The organism is Entomohabitans teleogrylli (assembly GCF_001484765.1).
Classification (GTDB): domain Bacteria; phylum Pseudomonadota; class Gammaproteobacteria; order Enterobacterales; family Enterobacteriaceae; genus Entomohabitans; species Entomohabitans teleogrylli.
In genome coordinates this window covers 20,599-40,777 of sequence record NZ_LLXO01000015.1, presented here as the reverse complement: position 1 = coordinate 40,777, position 20,179 = coordinate 20,599, and the positions used below count along the sequence as shown (strand labels likewise).

Here is a 20,179-nt window from a genome sequence, read left to right as displayed (position 1 = left end):
AAAACGGGTGCTCCCTATACAGCATCCGCTGATGAAATAAAAATAACCCGCCGGACATTCGCCCGGCCAGCAAGATGAATAACCTACGGCGAGCCAGGCGGCGCTAATCCGCCCGCCCACGCGCCAGCCACAGTACCCGGGTAAACATCGTACGTAACAATGTCGGCACGGCATTGGTTCCACGCCGGGAGGCCTCCATTGCTACTTCGATCGCTAAATCCGGTTTTGAGGAACGATGAACCGCTTTGGTGATCACCCGGCGCATATTCATCGGCACATCCTCCGGGATCTGAGCAACCCGGTGATAGACATCGCTGAACCCCTGGCGATACATAAAATGCTCCATATCCAGCGCCGGCAACGCCGTCAGATGTTCTTTTTCCATTTGACGATCGTTGTCCAGCAGGCCCCGGACCGTGGCGGCGTACTTCTTACCGGCTTCATCGCCGTCAACCAGGACGTGCCACTGGATCCCCATCCGCCTGGCGAACTTAACTAATGGCCGCAGTCCGGACTGGGCGAACTCAATCACCTTAATCCCTTCCGCATCAAAATGGTGGCCGCACTGCCTGGCCAGTTCATTCATAACCCAGACTTCGGTTTCCCCTTCCACCAGTAGCCAGCAGCGGGCAAATAGCGAAGAAGCGCGGTTAAACTGAATATGGAAGGCGATACGCCGGCTGTCTTCGGCATTCATCCCCCCGGGCCCCAGACGCCAGGCCGCGACCCGGTTGGATTCACGCACCAGTCGGCAAATATGTTCTACCCGGGTCAGGGACAGCAGTTCACCGGAATTGGTGGTCGTCACTCTCTGCAATGGCAGCAAGTTAAGCAGATTCCAGGCCACGGAAAGCATGATCGGATGTAACCGGGTTTCCGGGTCTTCCACCAGCAGTAGCGGACGCGCGTCGCGATCGAGCTTAATCGCGCCTTTCGCCTGTAGCAGAGTGGAAAACATACCCAGCAAAATAATCCGGTGCGCCCGGCTACCGGGGCGATCGATCATACGGTTAATGACATCCAGATAACGCCAGCTACGCTGTTCATCATGAGAACGTCGCCGCATCAGGCGGTAGCGGGCCTCCATTGAGCCCTGTTCAGAGAAATAGTGCTCAAGCAATTGCACCATCGCCGACAGCCCCTGGCGCAGTTGCGCGTCCGTCAAATTCTGCGGATGGGAGACCAGTTCCCTGGCCAGCACGTCGAGTTGCCGGGCTGTAGCTTCGGTTTCCGGAAGCGAAGGCACCGTCCCCGTGACCCCATTGCCGTTGCGCAGACGCCGCAAAAAACGCGCGTCGCGCAGGCGCAGCACCGGATTCAGGCGGCTGACGTGGCGGGCGATAACATCAATATCCGGCAGTTCGATAGCCTGACCATCATTATTGATAAAGCTGCGCAGGGTCAGTACCGTATCCTCTTCCGCCAGTTCCCCTTCCAGGCGATACAGAATGCGGCAATAGCCGTCTTCCCCTTCCACCCATACCGGCGCAAGACAGCGATAGCGGCGGCCAAGGTGATGTCCCGGAGCGTTTTCCCGCAGCGTCAGGATAATGTGCAGATGGTGTTCCCGGCCGCTGACATCGCCAGGAGGAAAGTAGAAGTCATTCCGGGAAAATGAGTACAGCTCCGGTCCCGGCGACAGCAGCAACGTCAGGGCATCCAGCAGGCTCGATTTACCCCAGGCGTTTTCCCCAATCAGGACATTATTTTGCTCAAGCATCAATGACAGGCGGTTGATACCGCGAAAACCGACAATTTCCACACGCTCGAGAAACATCTTTCCCTCCAGGTTGCCTTTCACATCATCCATAGCCGGCAGAACCGAGACACAACCCAGAGTATAGCGATAACCTCTGGCTCCTGACATTGCGTCGATCTCATTCAAAAGTAAAAAATTTTAAAGCCTGCTGATTTTTTAGGAGTAATCCTGAGAAGGAAACTTCTTAAAAATTAAGATATTTAATAGTTATTTATAATAAGCACGCTTCATTCGAACATAATCTATACTTCATTCACCGCCAATTGATAAAGGAATGTTATCATACCCGCAAAAGCTCATTATTTAAGCTGTTAAGCAACTGGATAAAGGATGGTGATTTCATTAGTATTAGCGCGCTTATTTTATGATGTTCTCATCATTCTGGTTTTGGCATGCCGGCATAATTCTGGATAACCGGCACGGAAATAATGTCATCAATAGTTGTTATAAATAATTAGAGGTAGTTATGTTCAGAAAATTAGCAGCCGAGTTTTTTGGAACGTTCTGGCTGGTATTTGGCGGTTGTGGCAGCGCAGTGCTTGCAGCAGCCTACCCGCAACTCGGGATCGGTTTTGCTGGTGTCGCGCTGGCATTTGGTTTAACCGTTTTAACCATGGCTTACGCCGTGGGGCATATTTCAGGCGGGCACTTTAACCCGGCGGTGACTCTCGGTCTGTGGGCCGGCGGTCGCTTCCCGGCCAAAGATGTAATCGGCTACGTTGTCGCTCAGGTGATCGGCGGTATTGTCGCCGCTGCCGTTTTGTATCTGATCGCCAGCGGTAAAGCCGGCTTTGACGCGGCCGCCAGCGGTTTCGCCTCAAATGGCTATGGGGAGCATTCTCCCAATCAATACTCCATGCTGTCCGCTATCGTCATTGAAATCGTCCTGACCTGTGGTTTCCTGCTGGTGATTCATGGCGCCACCGACAAAAATGCGCCGGCTGGCTTTGCGCCGATTGCCATTGGCCTGGCGCTGACGCTGATTCACCTGATCAGCATCCCGGTTACCAATACCTCCGTTAACCCGGCGCGTAGCACCGCGGTTGCTATCTTCCAGGGTGGCTGGGCGCTGCAACAGTTGTGGCTGTTCTGGGTGATGCCGATTATCGGCGGTGTACTGGGTGGATTTATCTACCGCAACCTGCTGGAAAAACGCGATTAATGTCCTCAGCCCGGTGAAAGCCGGGCTTTCCATATCTGCTATATCTCCGCACCATCCCCCCTTTACTGACCGTCCTGACACAGGTAGTGTGTCCTGCGCCTTTTATATTTCTTGTGCAAGGATTTTCCTGTCATGTTTTCGGGACTTCTCATCATACTGCTCCCACTGATCGCCGGGTACCTGATCCCGCTGCGGCAGATATCTCTGCTGCGGTTGATTAACCGTATGCTGAGCTGGATTGTCTATATCATTCTCTTCTTTATGGGCATCAGCCTTGCGTTTCTCGATAATCTATCCAGTAATTTACTGGCGATTTTTCATTACGCCGCCGTCAGCGTCGTGGTGATCCTTGGCTGCAACTTTGGCGCCCTGCTGCTGCTGGAGCGCTGGCGCCCCTGGCGTTATCAGCATCAACAGGAAACCCTACCGTCACGTATCGCCATGGCGCTGGAATCGCTGAAACTGTGCGGTGTGGTCGTGATTGGTTTTCTGCTGGGACTCACCGGCGTAGAACTGTTCCATTACGCCACCCAGGCCAGTGAATACACACTGATCTTCCTGTTGTTTCTTATCGGTATCCAGTTACGTAACAGTAGTATGACTCTCAGGCAGATAATCCTTAACCGCCGCGGCACGCTTATCGCGCTGGTTGTCGTGGCCAGCGCCATGGTTGGCGGCGCCATCAATGCCCTGCTGCTTGACCTGCCGTTAAAAACAGGCCTGGCGATGGCCTCAGGCTTTGGCTGGTATTCGCTGTCCGGGATCCTGATGACTGAAGCTTATGGCCCGGTTATTGGCAGTGCCGCATTCTTCAACGATCTGGCCCGGGAACTGGTGGCAATTATGCTGATTCCGGGTCTGGTACGCCGCAGCCGTTCGGCGGCTCTTGGCCTGTGCGGCGCCACCTCTATGGATTTCACTCTGCCGGTGCTCCAGCGCAGCGGCGGGCTGGAACTGGTGCCGGCGGCGATCGTGCAGGGATTTATCCTGAGTTTGCTGGTACCGCTGATGATTGCGCTATTCGCGGCCTGATGACCCGCAGGCATCGCCTGGCTGCGGCAAAAATTGCGCTAAATCAAACAACCTTAAAGTTGCATTAAAAATACCTTTTACATCCCATCATCCGGACATAACCTTAAACATGCATATTAAATATAACTTTAAGGGTGTGATCATGTTTTGCGTGCAATGTGAACAAACTATCCGTACCCCTGCAGGCAACGGCTGCTCCTGGGCACAGGGAATGTGCGGGAAAACCGCTCAGACCTCCGATCTTCAGGACCTGCTCATCGCCGCTCTGCAGGGACTGTCCGCCTGGGCTGAAAAAGCGCGTGAGCTGGGTATCATCGATCATGATACCGACAGTTTCGCCCCACGCGCTTTTTTCTCAACCTTAACCAATGTTAATTTCGATTCTCCACGCATTGTGGGCTATGCCCGGGATGCTATTGCCCTGCGCGAATCGCTGAAAGCCCGCTGTCTGAGCATTGACCCTGGCGCCGCGCCCGACAACCCGATGGCCGAACTACAACTGGTCAGCAACGCCCTGGAGGAATTGCAGCACCAGGCCGCCGACTTTACGCCCAATCGCGATAAAGCCCGGATTGGCGAAGATATTCTCGGCCTGCGCCTGTTGTGCCTGTACGGTCTGAAAGGCGCCGCCGCCTATATGGAACATGCCCATGTTCTCGGCCAGTACGACAACGACATTTACGGCCAATACCATAAAATTATGGCCTGGCTGGGCACCTGGCCCTCCGACATGAACGCACTGTTGTCCTGCGCGATGGAAATCGGCCAGATGAACTTTAAGGTCATGAGTATCCTTGATGCCGGCGAAACCGGGAAGTATGGCCATCCGACCCCCACCCAGGTCAATGTGAAGCCGGTCGCCGGAAAATGCATTCTGATCTCCGGTCACGATTTACTCGATCTCTACAACCTGCTGGAACAAACCGAAGGCAGCGGCGTTAACGTGTATACCCACGGTGAAATGCTGCCGGCCCACGGCTACCCGGAGTTGCGCAAATTTAAACACCTGGTCGGCAACTACGGCAGCGGCTGGCAGAATCAGCAAACCGAATTCGCCCGCTTCCCCGGGCCGATTGTCATGACCTCGAACTGTATTATCGATCCTACCGTCGGTTCCTATGACGATCGTATCTGGACGCGCAGCATCGTCGGCTGGCCTGGCGTAAATCACCTTGAAGGCGATGATTTCAGCCCGGTAATTGCCCAGGCGCAACAACTGGCCGGCTTCCCGTACAGCGAAATCGAGCACCTGATCACCGTTGGCTTTGGCCGTCAAACCCTGCTGGGCGCCGCCGATACGCTGATCGATCTGGTCAGCCGCGAGAAGCTGCGCCATATCTTCCTGGTCGGCGGCTGTGACGGCGCCCGCGGCGAACGCAGTTACTTCACCGACTTCGCTACCAGCGTTCCGCAGGATTGTCTGATTCTGACCCTCGCCTGCGGCAAATATCGCTTTAACAAACTGGACTTTGGCGCTATTGAAGGATTGCCGCGTCTGGTGGACGCCGGACAGTGCAACGATGCTTACTCGGCGATTATTCTGGCGGTCACGCTGGCGGAAAAACTGGGCTGCGGCGTCAACGATCTGCCGCTCAGTCTGGTGCTCTCCTGGTTTGAGCAAAAGGCGATCGTCATTTTGTTAACGCTGCTCTCTCTGGGGGTTACCAATATTGTCACCGGCCCGACAGCGCCCGGCTTCCTGACGCCTAACCTGCTGGCAATTCTTAATGAGAAATTTGGTCTGCGCCAGGTCACCAGCGTCCAGCAAGATATGCAGCAACTGCTGAGCGCCTGAGGAGGACAACCATGACCATGCCGACACCGCTGTGCCCTTACCGTATGCAGGTTCATCACATCCACCAGGAAACGCCGGATGTCTGGACGCTGTCGCTGTTCTGCCATGACTTTTATCCTTACCAGGCAGGCCAGTACGCGCTGGTCAGTATTCGCCACAGCAGTGATACCCTGCGCGCTTATACCCTGTCCTCCACCCCCGGCGTCAGTCCCTTTATCACACTGACAATCCGGCGGATACAGGACGGCGCGGGATCGCAATGGCTGACCAGGGAAGTGAAACGCGGCGATTATCTCTGGTTGTCCGGCGCCGAGGGGGAATTTACCTGCACCGAACATCCGGCGCAACGCTATCTGCTGCTGGCGGCTGGCTGTGGGATTACCCCCATTATGTCGATGCGCCGCTGGCTGGCAAGGTTTCAGCCTCAGGCCAACGTACAGGTTATCTACAGCGTACGTTCACCGCAGGATGTGATTTTTGCCGATGAATGGCGCCAGTATCCGGTCACCCTGATCGCTGAAGAGGGCGCCGTTTCGGGATTTATCCACGGACGGCTGACCGGGGAGATTCTCGCCAGCGTCCCGGACCTCACTGAGCGGATGGTGATGACCTGTGGACCGGCGCCATATATGGAAATCGTGGAGCAGACCGTACGCCGCCTGGGCGTTAGCCGCTTCTGTAAAGAGCAGTTCTTCACTCCGGTCGCCGCTCCCGCCGCCAGTGGTCTGAAAATCTCCACGCTGCAACCATTGCGTGAAGGCTATACGCCGCCAGGCTCTACGCTGCTGGAGGCGCTGGAGAGTAATCAGATGCCGGTGAACGCCGCCTGTCGCGCCGGGGTATGCGGCTGTTGCAAAACCAAAGTCGTCTGCGGAGATTACACGGTCACCAGCACCGCCACGCTCAGCGAACAGGAGATTGCCGAAGGTTATGTGCTGGCCTGCTCCTGCCACCCACAAAGCGATCTGGTTGTCGCATAACACCACACAGGCTCCGCAAGGAGCCTGTCAGGCTGTTGACAACGAAGGAAAACGGGGTCTTTCCTGCTTTGCGGTTATCAGCCGAAAATCAATAAATTGATTTTCCTTATTTTTATTCTGATGATATCTGCACCTCCGGCAATGAAACGAAGTTTGTCGTCAATCTCCCGGGCTCCGTAACGGGCCCGTCTTTATCCCGTCCCGAATGGGAAGCACGCGCTGGCAGGACGCCATATCCATCACGACGATCCCTTCTTCTATTATCATCTGTGAACCTTAACAAATCGGGCTGCTAAGCCGCTGTGCGGCGGGGAAATCAACTATCCTCAAAGCTGGTCTTTGCCTGGCTTCAAGGAGAGGATGAATGAAACAAACCGTAGCCGCATATATCGCGAAAACCCTGGAACAAGTGGGCATCAAACGTATCTGGGGAGTCACCGGCGATTCGCTTAATGGCCTGAGCGACAGTCTCAACCGCATGGGCACCATCGCCTGGATGCCAACACGACACGAAGAAGTGGCGGCCTTTGCCGCCGGCGCTGAAGCCCATCTGACCGGAGAACTGGCGGTATGTGCCGGCTCCTGCGGCCCGGGAAACCTGCATCTGATCAACGGGCTGTTTGATTGCCATCGCAACCATGTTCCGGTGCTGGCCATTGCCGCCCATATCCCTTCCAGTGAAATTGGCAGCGGTTACTTCCAGGAGACTCATCCTCAGGAGCTGTTCCGGGAATGTAGTCACTTTTGTGAGCTGGTTTCAACGCCGGAGCAAATTCCGCAAATCATGGCCAGAGCGCTACACAGCGCCATTCTCGGGCGCGGGGTATCGGTCATTGTCCTGCCTGGCGATGTCGCCCTGAAGCCCGCGCCGGAAAGCGCCTCTACCCATTGGTATCCGGCGGTAGCGCCGCAGGTGGTTCCAGAGCGGGCTGAACTGGAAAAACTGGCGCAGCTACTGCGCTATGCCAGTAATATCGCGCTGATGTGCGGCAGCGGCTGCGCCGGCGCCCATGAGGAACTGGTTCAACTGGCGGCGACGCTCAAAGCGCCGATAGTGCACGCGCTGCGCGGTAAAGAGCATGTGGAATATGACAACCCCTACGATGTTGGCATGACCGGGTTAATCGGTTTTTCTTCCGGTTTCCACACCATGATGAATGCCGATACGCTGGTCCTGCTTGGTACGCAATTCCCCTATCGGGCGTTTTATCCCACAGACGCCAGAATTATTCAGATAGATATCAATCCCGCCAGCATTGGCGCACACAGCAAGGTGGATATGGCGCTGGTGGGGGACATCAAAGGTACGCTCCGGGCGCTCTTGCCGCTGCTGGAAGAAAAATCAGACCGCCGTTTTCTGGACAAAGCGCTGGACGACTACCGGAAAGCCCGAAGTAACCTCGACGATTTAGCCAAAGCCGACGACAAGACCATTCATCCCCAATATCTGGCCCGGCAAATCAGCCATTACGCCGCCGACGACGCGATCTTTACCTGCGATGTCGGCACGCCAACCGTCTGGGCGGCCCGTTATCTGAAAATGAACGGTAAACGGCGGCTGTTGGGCTCCTTTAATCATGGTTCGATGGCCAATGCCATGCCCCAGGCGCTGGGGGCCAAAGCCACAGCGCCGGAACGCCAGGTGGTCGCCATGTGCGGCGACGGCGGCTTCAGCATGCTGATGGGGGATTTCCTCTCCGTCGCCCAGCTAGGGTTGCCAATAAAAATCGTGGTTTTTAACAACAGCGTACTGGGTTTTGTGGCGATGGAGATGAAAGCCGGCGGTTATCTGACGGACGGCACAGAGCTACACGATACCAACTTCGCCCGCATTGCCGAAGCCTGCGGGATTAAAGGACTGCGGGTGGAAAACGGCAGCGAGTTGAACAGCGCTCTGGAACAGGCATTCAGCCATGATGGACCGGCCCTGGTCGACGTGGTGGTCGCCAGAGAAGAACTGGCAATACCGCCGCAGATAAAGCTGGAGCAGGCTAAAGGATTTAGTCTGTATATGTTGCGGGCAATCATCAGCGGTCGCGGGGACGAAGTGATCGAACTGGCGAAAACCAACTGGTTCCGGTAAAAAGAATCTCCAGGAACGCCAAATTAAGGCAGGATATTCCCGTTCCCGGGAGCCGTTGCGCCGGGAACATGGATATTGATGCCCGCAGAACAGGATGAATCATGATCGACTTACGCAGTGATACGGTTACCCGCCCCAGCCACGCGATGCTGGAAGCCATGATGGCCGCCCCGACCGGCGATGATGTGTACGGCGACGATCCCACGGTGAACGCCCTGCAGGATTACGCCGCCCGGCTTGCCGGCAAACAGGCGGCGCTATTTCTGCCTACCGGCACCCAGGCCAATCTGGTGGGTTTAATGAGTCACTGCGCGCGCGGTGAAGAGTACATTGTCGGCCAGCTGGCGCATAACTACCTGTATGAGGCCGGCGGCGCCGCGGTACTCGGCAGTATCCAGCCGCAGCCAATTGATAATGCGCCGGATGGTTCGCTGCCGCTGGATAAGGTCGCCGCCCGTATCAAGGCTGACGATGTCCATTTCGCCCGTACTAAATTGCTGAGTCTGGAAAACACCTTCAACGGCAAAGTGCTGCCCGTCGAATATCTGAAACAGGCCTGGGAATTTACCCGTCAGCGCAGTCTGAAACTGCACGTTGATGGCGCGCGTCTCTTTAACGCCGTGACGGAATACGGCGGCACGCTGGAGGAAGTCACCCGGTACTGCGATTCTCTGACTATCTGCCTGTCCAAAGGGCTGGGAGCACCGGCCGGTTCACTACTGCTGGGAGATGAGGAGTATATTCAGCGCGCCCGGCGCTGGCGGAAAATGGCCGGCGGCGGTATGCGCCAGGTCGGTATTCTGGCCGCCGCCGGACTGTATGCTCTGCACAATAACGTTCAGCGTCTGAAAGACGATCATGCCAATGCCGCCTGGCTGGCGAAAGCGCTGCGCGAAATAGGCGCCGATGTTATCCGCCAGGACACCAATATGGTGTTCGTCCGCATCCCCGGGGAAGAGGTTGCGCCGCTGGGTGAATACATGAAACAGCACAATATTTTAATCAGCAGCGCGCCGGTCACTCGCCTGGTTACCCATCTGGATACGCCCCGTCAGGCGCTGGGAGAGGTGATTGAACGCTGGCAGGCGTTTATCAGACAATGAGCCTGAGTCGCGTTATCTCATCCCCACAGCGGATTCTGGTGCTCGGCGCCAGCGGTTATATCGGCCAGCGCCTGGTGCCGCGCCTGTCGCAGGCCGGACACCAGATCACCGCCGCCGCGCGCCGTAGCGACTGGCTGGAGAAACAGCCATGGCCCGGCGTCATCTGCCGTCATGCCGATCTTCACCGGCCAGAAACCCTGATGCCGCTGCTGAAACAGACCGATACCCTTTACTACCTGGTACACAGCATGGGGGACGGCGATGATTTCGTCGCCCGGGAGCAGCAGGCGGCGCGCAATCTGTGTAGCGCCCTGCGCCAGTATCCGGTGCAACAGATCATTTTCCTCAGTTCCCTGCAAACGCCCCGCGGCGAGCGGCCCTCGGCCCACCTGCGCGCCAGGCAACTGACGGCGGATATCCTGCGCGAATCCGGCGTCCCGGTCACGGAGCTACGGGCGGGTATTATTGTCGGCGCCGGCTCTGCCGCTTTCGAAGTCATGCGCGATATGGTTTACAACCTCCCGGTGCTGACGCCCCCGCGCTGGGTACGCTCTCGCACCACCCCGATCGCACTGGAAAACCTGCTGATCTATCTGCTGGGTTTGCTTGATCATCCGGCGCATGAGCATCGGGTGTTTGAGGCCGCCGGGCCGGAAGTGCTCAGTTACCAGCAGCAGTTTGAACATTTTATGACCATCAGCGGCCGCCACCGTCCTCTGATTCCAGTCCCCTTCCCCACCCGTTGGGTCTCGGTGTGGTTTCTGAACACCATTACCTCCGTTCCTCCGGAGGTCGCACGGGCGCTGATTCAGGGGCTGAAACACGATCTGCTGGCCGATGACGCGACACTCAGAGCCCTGATTCCCCAAACGCTGATTGGCTTTGATGACGCTGTACGTCAGACTCTTGAAGAAGAGCGCCATCTGGCGAACTCCCAGGACTGGGGCTATGACGCGCAGGCCCACGCCCGCTGGCGACCGGAGTACGGATACTATCCCAAACAGGCAGGCTGCACGCTTGAGACCCAGGCGTCCTGCGCCGATCTCTGGAAGGTCGTTAATCGTCTCGGCGGCAAAGAGGGCTATTTTTTCGCCAATATTCTGTGGTCTATCCGCGCCTCAATGGATCGTCTGGTAGGCCACCGGCTACGCAAAGGGCGCCCCGCCCATCCCTTACTGCGGGTCGGCGATCTGGTTGATAGCTGGAAAGTGATTGTCGCTGAGCCGGAAAAAGAGCTGACGTTGCTGTTCGGGATGAAGGCTCCCGGGCTGGGTCGACTGTCGTTCACCATTAAAGACACGAGTTCCCGACGCACGCTGGATGTCCGGGCCTGGTGGCATCCGCACGGAACGCCGGGGCTGATGTACTGGCTGGTGATGATCCCGGCGCATTTATTCATTTTTCGCGGCATGGCGCGCAAAATTATCACAATGGCCGAACAATCAGCGCACAAACATGGCTAACAGAGCCGATTGTCTGGTTATTCCCATTGCATACGCGGTGAAATCGCGAAAGAATGCGCAGCACGAGGTCATTAACACAGTGAGTGGACATGAAGGTACTGGTCACCGGCGCTACCAGCGGGCTGGGCCGCAACGCGGTTGAATATTTACGGCGTAATGGCATCAGCGTGCGGGCGACCGGGCGCAACGAGGCCATGGGCAAACTGCTGCAGAAAATGGGCGCCGAATTTATCCATGCCGACCTGACCGAACTGGTCTCCTCCCAGGCAAAGATGATGCTGGCGGGCGTAGATACGCTCTGGCACTGCTCCAGTTTCACATCGCCGTGGGGAACCCAGCAAGCGTTCGATCTGGCCAACGTGCGCGCTACTCGTCGCCTCGGCGAGTGGGCCGTCGCCTGGGGAGTGCGCAATTTCATCCATATCTCCTCGCCCTCGCTCTATTTCGACTACCACCACCATCGCAATATTCAGGAAGATTTCCGCCCGATACGCTTCGCTAATGAATTTGCCCGTAGTAAAGCCGCGGCGGAAGAGGTCATTCAGTTACTCGCCCAGGCCAACCCGCATACCCGCTTCACTATTCTGCGTCCGCAAAGTTTGTTCGGCCCCCACGATAAAGTCTTTTTTCCCCGCCTGGTCCAGATGATGCGCCACTACGGCAGTATCCTGCTGCCGCGCGGCGGCGAGGCGCTGGTGGATATGACCTATCAGGAAAACGCGGTGCATGCGATGTGGCTGGCCAGCTCAGCGCAGTGCGACAAATTGCCCTCCGGGCGGGCCTACAATATTACCAATATGGCCCCGCGCCCGCTGCGCGCCATTGTGCAACAACTGATCGACGCGCTGGGGATCCCCTGCAGGATACGCCCGGTGCCGTACGCCATGCTGGATATGATTGCACGCAGTATGGAGCATTTCGGCAATAAAAACGCCAGGGAACCGGTATTAACCCACTACGGCGTTTCTAAGCTCAATTTCGATCTTACCCTCGACACCAGCCGCGCCCAGGCTGAACTGGGTTACCAGCCGATCGTCTCGCTTGAGGAAGGCATTACCCGCACCGCCGACTGGCTGCGCGATCACGGTACGCTGCGTTAATCGGCCATCGACGCCAGGGCGCGGCTAAAGCGCGCCTGCACAGCGCACTGCCAACATCACCCCTGGCCATACTTTTCCAGCAGCGCCCGGGCGATAGCTTCAGTCTCGGCATCCGCCACGCCATCATAGCGCGCGGGGCGAAAATGCATCTGGAAGGCGGCAATGACTCTCTGCTGCTGTTGCGGCGTCATTTCCGGGGCGACTTCATAACCATAACGGGACAGCAGATCCAGTAGCGACAGACGATCGACTGGCTGCCAGCCCGGACGCCCGAACAGGTAAAAATTGACCCGCCCGGCCTCCGGCCACGCGCCAATACCCTGTTGCGCCAGTTGCCGCCAGGGGAACAGCGGACCGGGATCGTCCTTGCGCTGGGGCGCAATGTCGGCATGCGCCACGACATTCCACGGTTTGATTTGATAACGCTCGATAATCGATCGCGCCAGCTTTTCCAGCGCCGCTATCTGCGCCGGCTGAAATGGCGCAAACTGCTTCTTCCCTGCCGCCAGTCGCCAGCCGTCATTTTCCAGTTCAACGCCGACAGAGGTATCGTTGATGCGCGTCGCCCCGCGCCAGAAGCTGATTCCGGCGTGCCAGGCCAGCTTTTCTTCAGGAACCAGTTGCCAGATAACCGGTTTAGCGCCGGACTGCGGCGGCACTGCGGGAATCAAATAATGCGCGCTGACGTCATGCCCGGTCAGAGTAGCCAACGAAGTGTCAAAATCCCCGGCGGTATAGTGGATGACCAGCACTTTTACCCGTGAATACGCGGCTGGCGCCTGATGGCGCACATCCACTTTGTAAGCGCCGCGATCCTCAATCCCTGTATTGCCGGCACAGCCGCTCAGCAGCGCCGCCAGTAGCGGTATCGTCCACCAGCAACCTTTACTCATCGACGGGTTTTCACCGCCGTACCGGTAATGCTCACCATCAGCATGCTGCTCTCTTTCCCCACGGTTTCATAATCGATATCAATGCCCACCACAGCATCGGCCCCCAGCTCTTCCGCCTGTTCCTGCAGTTCGCTAAAGGCTATTTCCCGCGCTTTACGCAACTCTTTCTCATAGGCGCCGGAACGTCCGCCGACAATGTCGCGCACACTGGCGAAAAAATCGCGGAAAATATTGGCGCCAAGAATGGCTTCACCGGTGACCACACCGCAGTATTCTACAATGACCTGCCCTTCCAGAGTGGGCGTGGTGGAAAATTGCATATTTTTCTCCTTTCATTGGCAATCAATGCGTTAGCCCGGGGGCCGACACGCAATTCAGTGGCGATACGCTATGCTAAAGCTTAGACTGTGAAAATTAAACTCACGCCTTTATCTATCCTGAGACAAACATATAAGGAAATCACTATGCGTCGCTCAGTTCTGGCTGTACTGCTTCCCTGTTCACTGCTGTTAAGCGCCTGTACAACGGTCACGCCGGCCTATAAGGATATTGGCTCCCGGTCAGGTCCCTGTGCAGAAGGCGGTCCGGACGCCGTGGCACAGCAATTCTATGACTACCGTATCGCTCATCCGGGCGAAGGGATTACCGATTTCAGCGCCCTGCGCCCCTGGCTGAGCGACAGTCTGTGGCAGGTGCTGCAGGACGCCGGCCGCGACAGCGCAACGCAAAACGCCGCGCGCGCCAGCGATATTTTCGCCAGCTATACCGGCGGCGTGGATAAAGCCGATGTCGCCAGCGCCTCCACCATCCCCAATACGGACGCACGCAATATTCCGCTACGCGTCAACCTCAACAAAGGCTCAAAGTCCTGGCAGGATGAAGTGCTGATGGTACGCGAAGGCCAGTGCTGGGCGGTGGATGATGTGCGCTATCTGGGCGCTGGCGCTCAGGGTGTCGCTGGTAGCCTGCGCCAGTCTCTGGAACGCCGCTGACGGATGGACGCAAGGACCAGCGCGCTTGCGAAGCGCCTGTTCTTCATAAAGTTAACTGGCAAGCTGTGATAACAGTCAGCTTGCCGGTATCTAATTTCTCCCGTAAATAGTCTGGCATTTGTTATGAATGCCGACTTTTATTCTTAGCTCCCCCCTGCCCTGGTATTTTGTGCTAATTTTAAAGCCTGTGGTCAGTAGTTTTTAAGTTTTAACCCACAAATATTGCATAACTATTCTGTCAACGGTACTATTTGCGGTCTCAATTGCTATTCAACTGCTGCGCATGAGTATTCAACTAAACGGCATTAACTGCTTTTACGGCGCCCATCAGGCGCTGTTCGACATCACACTGAGTTGCCCCCAGGGCGAAACGCTGGTGCTGCTGGGTCCCAGCGGCGCAGGCAAGAGCTCTCTGCTGCGCGTGCTCAATCTGCTGGAAATGCCGCGTTCCGGTACGCTTAATATTGCAGGCAATCACTTTGACTTCACCAAAGCGCCTGGCGATAAGGCCATCCGCGAACTGCGCCAGAATGTCGGCATGGTGTTCCAGCAATACAATCTGTGGCCGCACCTCACGGTACTGCAAAACCTGATTGAAGCGCCGTGCCGGGTACTGGGGTTGAGTAAAGAACAGGCCCGGGAGCGGGCGGGAAAACTGCTCGAACGCCTGCGTCTGACCCCGTATGCGCAAAGGTATCCGCTGCATCTTTCCGGCGGCCAGCAACAGCGCGTGGCCATCGCCCGGGCGCTAATGATGGAGCCTCAGGTGCTGTTATTTGATGAACCTACCGCCGCGCTGGATCCGGAAATTACCGCCCAGATTGTGAGTATCATTCACGAACTGGCGGAAACCGGGATTACCCAGGTGATTGTCACCCACGAGGTTGAAGTGGCGCGTAAAACAGCCAGCCGCGTGGTGTATATGGAAAACGGTCATATTGTTGAGCAGGGAGATGCCAGCTGTTTCGCCCAGCCGCAGACCGACGCGTTTAAATTCTATTTATCTCACTGATGTTGATCGGGAATATGACGATGAAAAAAGTACTGCTTGCCGCGCTGTTAGCCAGCCTGAGCCTTTCCGCCACGGCCGCACAAACAATTCGTTTCGCCACTGAAGCGTCCTACCCGCCATTTGAGTCTATCGACGCCAGTAATAATATCGTGGGGTTTGATGTCGATCTGGCCAATGCCCTGTGTAAAGAGATCGATGCCACCTGTACTTTTACCAATCAGGCTTTCGACAGCCTGATCCCGAGCCTGAAATTCCGCCGTTTTGATGCCGTTATGGCCGGTATGGATATCACTCCGGAGCGTGAAAAGCAGGTTCTGTTCACCACGCCTTACTATGACAACTCGGCGCTGTTTGTCAGCCAGAAAGACAAATACGCCAGCATTGACCAGTTAAAGGGTAAAAAAGTCGGCGTACAGAATGGCACCACGCACCAGAAATTCATCACCGATAAATATCCGGAAATCACCATGGTGCCTTATGACAGCTACCAGAATGCGCGTCTGGATCTGCAAAACGGACGTATTGACGGCGTATTCGGCGACACCGCGGTGGTAACGGAATGGCTGAAAACCAATCCGGCGCTGAGCGCCGTGGGCGATAAAGTTACCGATAAAGACTATTTCGGCACCGGTCTGGGTATTGCGGTACGTCAGGGCAACACCGAGCTGCAGCAGAAATTCAACGCCGCGCTGGAAAAGGTTAAGCAAGACGGTACCTACCAGACCATCTACGATAAATGGTTCCAGAAGTAATTTCCTGAATGAACGAATTTTTTCCTTTAGCAAGCGCCGCCGGGATGACCGTCGGCCTTGCCGTTTGCTCGTTGATCATCGGCCTGGTGCTGGCGATGCTGTTCGCCGTCTGGGAATCCGCGAAGTGGAAACCGGTCGCCTGGCTGGCCTCGGTGATTGTGACGCTGCTGCGCGGCCTGCCGGAGATCCTTGTCGTCCTGTTTATCTATTTCGGCGCCTCGCAGTTGCTGCTGACGCTTTCGGACGGCTTTACCCTTAACCTCGGCATCGTCGAGATCCCGGTACAGATTCCAATCGAAAATTTCGACGTTAGCCCGTTTATGTGCGGGGTGATTGCACTGTCGCTGCTGTACGCCGCTTACGCCTCACAGACCCTGCGCGGCGCCCTGAAAGCGGTACCGGTCGGCCAGTGGGAGTCCGGCCAGGCGCTGGGACTGTCAAAAAGCGCGATTTTTTTCCGGCTGGTAATGCCGCAGATGTGGCGCCATGCCCTGCCAGGCCTGGGTAACCAGTGGCTGGTACTGCTTAAGGATACCGCGCTGGTGTCGCTGATCAGCGTTAACGATCTGATGTTGCAGACCAAGAGTATCGCTACCCGAACCCAGGAGCCTTTTACCTGGTATATCGTGGCAGCGGCTATCTATCTGGTGATTACCCTCATCAGTCAGTACATCCTGAAGCGTATTGATTTGCGCGCTACGCGTTTTGAAAGGAGTGCCGACTGATGCTCGATTACTTACCGGAGCTGCTCAAAGGCCTGCATACCAGTCTGACGCTGACCGCCGCCTCCATCGCCGTCGCGCTGGTGCTGGCGGTGTTGTTCACCATCGTCCTGACGCTGAAAACACCGGTGCTGAATCTTCTGGTGCGTGGATATATCACACTGTTTACCGGTACCCCGCTGCTGGTGCAGATCTTCCTGATCTACTACGGGCCCGGGCAGTTCCCGTCGCTGCAGCATTACCCGGCGATCTGGCACCTGCTGTCTGAGCCGTGGCTGTGCGCGCTGATTGCACTGTCCCTGAACAGCGCCGCATATACTACTCAACTGTTCTATGGCGCCATGCGCGCCATTCCGGCCGGGCAGTGGCAATCGTGCAGCGCGTTGGGAATGAGCCGCAAAGACACTCTGGCGATTATGTTGCCGTATGCATTTAAGCGCGCCCTGTCGTCTTACTCCAACGAAGTGGTACTGGTATTCAAAAGCACCTCACTGGCTTATACCATCACCCTGATGGAAGTGATGGGCTACAGCCAGTTGTTGTATGGCCGCACCTATGACGTGATGGCTTTCGGCGCCGCCGGGATTATTTACCTTATCGTCAATGGTTTACTGACGCTGCTGATGCGCCTGCTTGAGCGTCGGGCGCTGGTTTTCGAACGCCGTAACTGAGATTTGACGATGTAAAAAGGCGCGCCACGGTGCGCTTTTTTTATTGCCAAAATAAAATAAATATACCGATATATTGAATATAAATTCATTTTAAGGCATGGTGTTAACCACGCCGGGATGCGGCTAATCAGCACAAAAAATTGACAGACGGGAGTTTGATAATGAAGAAATTACTTTTGGCCGCGCTGCTCGCCGCCGGCGCATTCAGCGCTAATGCCGCCGACAAAATCAGCTTTGGTTCCTCCGCAACCTACCCGCCGTTTGAATCACTGGATGCCAGCAACCAGATTGTCGGGTTTGATATCGATCTGGCGAAAGCGTTATGCAAACAGATGCAGGCGGAATGTACTTTCACCAACCAGGCTTTCGATAGCCTGATCCCAACCCTCAAATTCCGCAAATATGATGCAGTGATTTCCGGTATGGACATTACCCCGGAGCGCAGTAAGCAGGTGGCGTTTACCGATCCCTACTACGCTAACTCGGCGCTGGTGATTGCCAAAAAAGAGACCTACAAGTCATTTGAGGATCTGAAAGGCAAGCGTATCGGCATGGAAAACGGTACCACGCACCAGAAATACCTGCAGGATAAGCACCCGGAAGTGAAAACCGTCTCTTATGACAGTTACCAGAATGCGTTTATCGACCTGAAAAACGGGCGTATTGACGGCGTGTTCGGCGATACGGCGGTGGTGAACGAGTGGCTGAAGACCAATCCCCAACTGGGCGCGGCAACCCCGAAGGTCACCGACCCGGAATACTTTGGCACCGGTCTGGGTATTGCGGTACGTCAGGATAACCAGCCCCTGCTGAAAAAGCTTAATGACGCGCTGGCGGCGATCAAAGCCGACGGTACTTACCAGAAAATCAGTGATAAGTGGTTCCCGGAGTAATTTCCCCGTTAACCCGGTCAGAATAAGAGACCGTCTGCGGTCTCTTTTCTGTTCCGTGTACCGATCAATTAATTACGCTGTAACAGGCTCAGCACTTCATAGTGCGCGGTATGCGGGAACATATCGAAAAGCTGCGCCCGCACCAGCCGATAGCCAGTCAACAGCGCGATATCCTGGGCCATTGTCCGGGCGTTACAGCTGGAATAAATAATATACTGCGGCGCCATCGCGTTCAGATATTCGCACAGCGCCTGGCCAATACCGCGCCGCGGCGGATTGACCAGCACCAGCTCCGGCACCTGCTGTTGCCCGGTGGCGAATTGCGTGGAATCCAGCGCCTGAAACGCCAGCCGGGTCAGTCCCAGTTCCCGGGCCGACTGGCGGGCGCAGGCAATCGCCTCCGGAGCTATCTCAATACCGGTTAATTGCATTTCCGGGGTGGCGCAGTGCAGTCCAAACCCGCCCACGCCGCAGAACAGATCCCACATATGAGTGACCGGCAATTCACGTACCCAATCGCGGGCGGCGGCGTACAGCGCGCTCGCTACCGCGGGGTTGGTCTGGAAAAAGCTTTGCGGACGAATCCACAGCGGCACATCGTTAAACCGCTCCGCCAGCGCGCTCTGCTCCGTGAGCCAAATCTCCTGCGGCCCTTCCATGATGGCCATATGTACTGGCTGAATATTTACCGAGATCACCTTCAGTTGCGGCAGTTGCGCCTGCAACCACGGCAGCGCCGTGCGCAACTGTTCCAGTTTGCTGGTCGACTGCAGGACAAAGCGCAACATCATTGCGCCATCGTAGCGGCTCTCGGTCAGCAGCAAATATTTCAGTTCGCCGCGCCGGCGCGCTACGTTGTACGGCGTCAGACCGGCGCGGGGAATAAACGCTTTCAGCACCGTAAACACCGGCAGAAACGAAGGCGGATACAGCGGGCAGTCGGTTAAATCCTCGGCGCTGCCATCGCGCTTCAACATGCCGAGCAGCGGTCGTTCCACGCTGCCGCTGACCACCATTTTGGCTTTATTGCGAAACCCACGCTCCGGCCCGCTCACCGGCGGCAGCCAGCATTCAGGCGGCGAATCCGCCAGTAGCTGGCGTAAATCGGCCATTTTTTTCGCTATCTGTTGATCAACAGACAGTTCAATCCACTGGCAGGAGCGACAGCGGTCAGCGTCATAGAGCGCGCATTGCATAACAAAACCCTGAAAGATGAAGGCGGCAGATTGTACCACTCTGCGCGTTTACTGCAGCCGAAAAAAGCGCCGGCTGGAGGCGGGAACAAAAAGTAAAAATAAAATCAGCAGATCCGGCAATTTCTGGACCATCAGCGAATGCAGAATTTCCTGACTGGTTTCACCGGCAATACTGAACAGCTCGGGATAGCCCCAGCCCAGCGATGCCAGCCACAGATAAACGCCGGAAATGACCTGGGTGAGCAAAAAGACCCAGCGCCCCCAGTTACGCCCGCGCACAATCACAAAAGCGCAGCGTACTTCGACGCACAGCATCACCAGACTGGCGAAGAAAATCAGCGTCAGCGCCCAGGTCTGGATACTGCGCTGAATGAAATCGAGGATCCCCGACGGCCCCAGCGTGTTAAACAGCATCAGCAAATCCACGCAGCGAACCGTAACGATAGCAATCGCCGCTATCGTCACCAGCGTTGGCGTGTTCAGTCGGGCATGAGAAGCAGAACGTTTACGGATAATATCCAGCACCTCGTATTCCTTACGAAGCGGCGCCGCCACTCATACGGCGCCGGGT

At 56.3% G+C, this 20,179-nt stretch carries 19 protein-coding genes; 14 read left to right on the top strand and 5 right to left on the bottom strand.

The genetic code is table 11. From position 1 onward, the window contains the following. Positions 1-103 precede the first annotated feature (103 nt). Entirely contained in the window at positions 104-1,777 is a 1,674-nt protein-coding gene (locus tag AQ981_RS17690) for an ATP-dependent endonuclease (protein WP_058913175.1), read from the bottom strand. A gap of 448 nt (positions 1,778-2,225) precedes the next feature. On the opposite strand from AQ981_RS17690, the gene aqpZ reads away from it, so the two are divergent. From aqpZ to AQ981_RS17650, 8 genes are all read left to right on the top strand, one after another. Continuing rightward, a complete protein-coding gene (aqpZ, locus tag AQ981_RS17685) occupies positions 2,226-2,921 on the top strand; it encodes an aquaporin Z (RefSeq protein ID WP_058913071.1) in 696 nt (231 codons plus the stop codon). 132 nt (positions 2,922-3,053) lie between these two features. Continuing rightward, entirely contained in the window at positions 3,054-3,953 is a 900-nt protein-coding gene (locus AQ981_RS17680; protein WP_058913070.1) for a LysO family transporter, read from the top strand. A gap of 142 nt (positions 3,954-4,095) precedes the next feature. Beyond that, on the top strand, positions 4,096-5,748 hold the full coding sequence (hcp, locus tag AQ981_RS17675; protein ID WP_058913174.1) for a hydroxylamine reductase: 1,653 nt from the start codon (positions 4,096-4,098) through the stop codon (positions 5,746-5,748). 11 nt (positions 5,749-5,759) lie between these two features. Next, entirely contained in the window at positions 5,760-6,728 is a 969-nt protein-coding gene (gene hcr, locus AQ981_RS17670) for an NADH oxidoreductase (protein WP_058913069.1), read from the top strand. Between the two features lie 364 nt (positions 6,729-7,092). Next, on the top strand, positions 7,093-8,811 hold the full coding sequence (poxB, locus tag AQ981_RS17665; protein ID WP_058913068.1) for a ubiquinone-dependent pyruvate dehydrogenase: 1,719 nt from the start codon (positions 7,093-7,095) through the stop codon (positions 8,809-8,811). Between the two features lie 101 nt (positions 8,812-8,912). Next, positions 8,913-9,914, top strand: a complete 1,002-nt coding sequence (ltaE, locus tag AQ981_RS17660) for a low-specificity L-threonine aldolase (protein ID WP_058913067.1) — start codon at positions 8,913-8,915, stop codon at positions 9,912-9,914. Further along, positions 9,911-11,377 carry a DUF2867 domain-containing protein gene (locus tag AQ981_RS17655; RefSeq protein WP_058913066.1) on the top strand — a complete coding sequence of 489 codons (1,467 nt, stop codon included), beginning with the start codon at positions 9,911-9,913 and terminating at the stop codon, positions 11,375-11,377. Before ltaE ends, AQ981_RS17655 begins: the two co-directional genes overlap by 4 nt. 89 nt (positions 11,378-11,466) lie before the next feature. Further along, a complete protein-coding gene (locus AQ981_RS17650) occupies positions 11,467-12,477 on the top strand; it encodes an NAD-dependent epimerase/dehydratase family protein (protein ID WP_058913065.1) in 1,011 nt (336 codons plus the stop codon). Between the two features lie 56 nt (positions 12,478-12,533). Here the strand turns inward: AQ981_RS17650 and AQ981_RS17645 are convergent, their stop codons facing one another. Next, positions 12,534-13,370, bottom strand: a complete 837-nt coding sequence (locus tag AQ981_RS17645) for an N-acetylmuramoyl-L-alanine amidase (protein ID WP_058913064.1) — start codon at positions 13,368-13,370, stop codon at positions 12,534-12,536. Beyond that, the gene (locus tag AQ981_RS17640) at positions 13,367-13,690 is read right to left on the bottom strand and encodes a heavy metal-binding domain-containing protein (protein ID WP_058913063.1); all 324 of its coding nucleotides are present in this window, start codon (positions 13,688-13,690) and stop codon (positions 13,367-13,369) included. Before AQ981_RS17640 ends, AQ981_RS17645 begins: the two co-directional genes overlap by 4 nt. Positions 13,691-13,834: 144 nt before the next feature. Between AQ981_RS17640 and AQ981_RS17635 the strand changes: the two genes are divergently transcribed. From AQ981_RS17635 to artJ, 6 genes are all read left to right on the top strand, one after another. Next, the gene (locus tag AQ981_RS17635) at positions 13,835-14,362 is read left to right on the top strand and encodes a lipoprotein (RefSeq protein WP_058913062.1); all 528 of its coding nucleotides are present in this window, start codon (positions 13,835-13,837) and stop codon (positions 14,360-14,362) included. A 283-nt stretch (positions 14,363-14,645) separates the two neighbouring features. Then, on the top strand, positions 14,646-15,374 hold the full coding sequence (gene artP / locus AQ981_RS17630) for an arginine ABC transporter ATP-binding protein ArtP (protein WP_058913061.1): 729 nt from the start codon (positions 14,646-14,648) through the stop codon (positions 15,372-15,374). A gap of 20 nt (positions 15,375-15,394) precedes the next feature. Then, positions 15,395-16,126 (top strand): arginine ABC transporter substrate-binding protein ArtI, encoded by a 732-nt coding sequence (gene artI / locus AQ981_RS17625; protein WP_058913173.1) that lies wholly within the window; start codon positions 15,395-15,397, stop codon positions 16,124-16,126. Between the two features lie 8 nt (positions 16,127-16,134). Further along, positions 16,135-16,851 (top strand): arginine ABC transporter permease ArtQ, encoded by a 717-nt coding sequence (gene artQ / locus AQ981_RS17620; RefSeq protein WP_058913060.1) that lies wholly within the window; start codon positions 16,135-16,137, stop codon positions 16,849-16,851. Continuing rightward, entirely contained in the window at positions 16,851-17,519 is a 669-nt protein-coding gene (artM, locus tag AQ981_RS17615) for an arginine ABC transporter permease ArtM (protein WP_058913059.1), read from the top strand. Before artQ ends, artM begins: the two co-directional genes overlap by 1 nt. Before the next feature lie 161 nt (positions 17,520-17,680). Continuing rightward, positions 17,681-18,412 (top strand): arginine ABC transporter substrate-binding protein ArtJ, encoded by a 732-nt coding sequence (gene artJ / locus AQ981_RS17610; protein ID WP_058913058.1) that lies wholly within the window; start codon positions 17,681-17,683, stop codon positions 18,410-18,412. Between the two features lie 68 nt (positions 18,413-18,480). Here artJ and rlmC read toward each other — a convergent pair whose 3' ends face one another. Together rlmC and AQ981_RS17600 are read right to left on the bottom strand one after the other, a co-directional pair. After that, complete coding sequence (rlmC, locus tag AQ981_RS17605; protein WP_058913057.1) at positions 18,481-19,608, bottom strand: 23S rRNA (uracil(747)-C(5))-methyltransferase RlmC; 1,128 nt, start codon at positions 19,606-19,608, stop codon at positions 18,481-18,483. 48 nt (positions 19,609-19,656) lie between these two features. Further along, positions 19,657-20,130, bottom strand: coding sequence for a YbjO family protein (locus tag AQ981_RS17600; protein ID WP_058913172.1), 474 nt, complete (start codon positions 20,128-20,130; stop codon positions 19,657-19,659). Positions 20,131-20,179 lie beyond the last annotated feature (49 nt).

What these genes read in the sequence shown, in the direction of transcription:
- artI (WP_058913173.1), top strand. Translation starts at nt 15,395, where the DNA reads ATGAAAAAAGTACTGCTTGCCGCGCTGTTAGCCAGCCTGAGCCTTTCC.
- artM (WP_058913059.1), top strand. Translation starts at nt 16,851, where the DNA reads ATGCTCGATTACTTACCGGAGCTGCTCAAAGGCCTGCATACCAGTCTG.
- poxB (WP_058913068.1), top strand. Translation starts at nt 7,093, where the DNA reads ATGAAACAAACCGTAGCCGCATATATCGCGAAAACCCTGGAACAAGTG.
- ltaE (WP_058913067.1), top strand. Translation starts at nt 8,913, where the DNA reads ATGATCGACTTACGCAGTGATACGGTTACCCGCCCCAGCCACGCGATG.
- hcp (WP_058913174.1), top strand. Translation starts at nt 4,096, where the DNA reads ATGTTTTGCGTGCAATGTGAACAAACTATCCGTACCCCTGCAGGCAAC.
- AQ981_RS17645 (WP_058913064.1), bottom strand. Translation starts at nt 13,370, where the DNA reads ATGAGTAAAGGTTGCTGGTGGACGATACCGCTACTGGCGGCGCTGCTG.
- AQ981_RS17655 (WP_058913066.1), top strand. Translation starts at nt 9,911, where the DNA reads ATGAGCCTGAGTCGCGTTATCTCATCCCCACAGCGGATTCTGGTGCTC.
- AQ981_RS17640 (WP_058913063.1), bottom strand. Translation starts at nt 13,690, where the DNA reads ATGCAATTTTCCACCACGCCCACTCTGGAAGGGCAGGTCATTGTAGAA.
- AQ981_RS17635 (WP_058913062.1), top strand. Translation starts at nt 13,835, where the DNA reads ATGCGTCGCTCAGTTCTGGCTGTACTGCTTCCCTGTTCACTGCTGTTA.
- AQ981_RS17690 (WP_058913175.1), bottom strand. Translation starts at nt 1,777, where the DNA reads ATGTTTCTCGAGCGTGTGGAAATTGTCGGTTTTCGCGGTATCAACCGC.
- artP (WP_058913061.1), top strand. Translation starts at nt 14,646, where the DNA reads ATGAGTATTCAACTAAACGGCATTAACTGCTTTTACGGCGCCCATCAG.
- rlmC (WP_058913057.1), bottom strand. Translation starts at nt 19,608, where the DNA reads ATGCAATGCGCGCTCTATGACGCTGACCGCTGTCGCTCCTGCCAGTGG.
- hcr (WP_058913069.1), top strand. Translation starts at nt 5,760, where the DNA reads ATGACCATGCCGACACCGCTGTGCCCTTACCGTATGCAGGTTCATCAC.
- artQ (WP_058913060.1), top strand. Translation starts at nt 16,135, where the DNA reads ATGAACGAATTTTTTCCTTTAGCAAGCGCCGCCGGGATGACCGTCGGC.
- AQ981_RS17680 (WP_058913070.1), top strand. Translation starts at nt 3,054, where the DNA reads ATGTTTTCGGGACTTCTCATCATACTGCTCCCACTGATCGCCGGGTAC.
- aqpZ (WP_058913071.1), top strand. Translation starts at nt 2,226, where the DNA reads ATGTTCAGAAAATTAGCAGCCGAGTTTTTTGGAACGTTCTGGCTGGTA.
- AQ981_RS17650 (WP_058913065.1), top strand. Translation starts at nt 11,467, where the DNA reads ATGAAGGTACTGGTCACCGGCGCTACCAGCGGGCTGGGCCGCAACGCG.
- artJ (WP_058913058.1), top strand. Translation starts at nt 17,681, where the DNA reads ATGAAGAAATTACTTTTGGCCGCGCTGCTCGCCGCCGGCGCATTCAGC.